The organism is Vibrio viridaestus (genome assembly GCF_003856525.1).
In the GTDB taxonomy this organism is placed as follows: domain Bacteria; phylum Pseudomonadota; class Gammaproteobacteria; order Enterobacterales; family Vibrionaceae; genus Vibrio; species Vibrio viridaestus.
Map to the genome: position 1 here is coordinate 1 of NZ_RJVQ01000026.1, position 2,233 is coordinate 2,233.

General features: G+C 34.1%; 1 protein-coding gene. It reads left to right on the forward strand.

Going from position 1 to position 2,233, the window contains the following annotated elements; genetic code table 11:
- Nucleotides 1–1,093 precede the first annotated feature (1,093 nt).
- Nucleotides 1,094–1,996: a substrate-binding domain-containing protein gene (locus EES38_RS21580; RefSeq protein ID WP_124939274.1), complete on the forward strand. Its 903-nt coding sequence runs from the start codon at nt 1,094–1,096 to the stop codon at nt 1,994–1,996.
- Nucleotides 1,997–2,233 lie beyond the last annotated feature (237 nt).

Genomic DNA, 2,233 nt, shown 5'->3' on the forward strand with positions numbered 1-2,233 from the left:
TGAACCACGATTGATTAGGGCTTTGTTGTACTGTTTCCAGTTAGTTGTTTTGTAACGAGGTTTCGGCATAAGGCTACGATGATTAATGGATGTAGCCGATCAGATCGTAACTTCCTGATTTAGTTCCATCGAATTACGCAACAAAGCCTCTTATATTGTATGTGAATTTAATTTTAAAGATAAAATAAATATTATATTTAATGTTGATATCTAAATTTACTATTGAAAAATACGGATTAGGTTATTTTTAATAGCAGAAAGTATAGAGTGATGGCGGGTTTGGTTATTGGTGTAAAGGTATGAAATACGAGGATGAAAAATAAGTATACTAGTCTGTAATATATTATTAATTATGACATTTTTATTTGAAATGCACTTTTTATTTTAAACTCTGATAGTTTGTTATTATATGGTTTTTGGCGTGAAAATTCTCCTAGATATATAAAGGCAGGGATCATAAAAACTATTATTTTGATTACGGATTCAGGTCGGTTAATTGTGATTTTTTGCCAATTATGGTTATGTTATTTTGAATTGTACCAAAGTCCACTTGATTGATAACTTATGTTCAGGCCATTACTGGAAACCTATACCGTGAAGCATCTACGTTATCCAATAGGGTGGACTTTGCAAAGTTAGTTTAAATAGCAATTGATTGCTGGATTAGTGTGGAGTAGACGATGATAAATTCTGTGTAATTTTAGGTTATAAAGTTATTGTTACATGAGAAAGTGGCGTCACAACGAATTTTGGTAACAACCAAGTTATTGCTGTTAATTCTTCTTGTATTGTTTACAGACTTAAATATTCTTCGGGTATCATATAGAAAAATGGAAGAAGAATCAGGAATATAGGTTCCTACCTTGATGGAGCAGTATTGAATAAATCTGAGATTGAAGAAGTTGGAGCAAAACTGCTGTTTAAGGGCCTAAACAATAATTGTGATATTAAGCCTTAATCTAACCAATGTACTTATAATAAATTACTACTATTATTATGTGATATCACAATTACTATTTGCTTTTGTATCTTCTTAGTGAATAGCTGTGACATGATGATTAAAACAATGACTTAACTTAGATAGAATGCAATTATGTACAAACTACTAATTACTTCGATATTAAATTTGATTATAGTGTTTTTTTGCCCATACGTCTTTGCTTCGGGTAAGTCATGTTTGGTTATGGTTATTTCTGGTAGCCCTACTAGGGATTTTTGGGCTGAGACCATAGATGGCGCCAGAAGAGCCAGTGAGGAGTTAGGTTACACACTGTATATAAGGGGCACTGTAAACGACAAAGATAGCAAGAGCCAGATTGAAGCGTTAAGTTTTTTGATGAAATCTCACAATTGTGTCGGCATATTAGTTGCGCCAGCAGATATCAGTCTAAACTCTGCGATTAATCTCTATTTATCTCAGAATATTCCCGTAATTTATTTCGATCGTGATTTTGGCGGATCAAGGCTTGCTTCCGTTACTACTGATAATTATCAAGCCGGAGTCTTAGCCGCTCGAATAATGACTCAACACTTAGATAGTAAAGGTGATGTCGTTTTGTTTCGAGTAAAAAAGGGTATTGAATCAACAGATAAAAGAGAGCAAGGTTTCATTGATGAATCTGTTCGACTTGGTCTTAATATTATTGCAGCTCCTTACGTCGGAACTCGAGTTGGAGAATCAAGAGCTACAATCAGCGCTGTACTAAGCGCTATATCCAATATCAATGGAATATTCACCCCAAACGATACTTCTACTACTGGCGTGATTGCTGAGCGTAGACTGCTTTCTCTAGCTTCTACAGTAGTACATATTGGTTTTGACGAGAGTGAATATATTAAGGAAAGCCTAAATAATAGAGCGTTAGCTGGCTACCTCAAGCAAGATGCTTTTAGATTTGGTTATGATGGTGTCTATTTAATCCACGATGCTTTAAATGATCGATTAGATATCAATCATTCTGATATTCGAATTCCTGCTTCTTATATTAGCAAATAACGTATAATTAGTCTTTTTTATTAAAAATTAGTGTTCTTTCAATAAAAGATATTAATCATATTTGTCTAGGGACATGTCACCATAAAATGGGCTTTGTTGCGTAATTCGATGGAACTAAATCAGGAAGTTACGATCTGATCGGCTACATCCATTAATCATCGTAGCCTTATGCCGAAACCTCGTTACAAAACAACTAACTGGAAACAGTACAACAAAGCCCTAATCAATCGTGGTTCA

Excerpts from the sequence above, each read along its gene's own strand:
- EES38_RS21580 (WP_124939274.1), top strand. The coding sequence starts at position 1,094 with ATGTACAAACTACTAATTACTTCGATATTAAATTTGATTATAGTGTTT.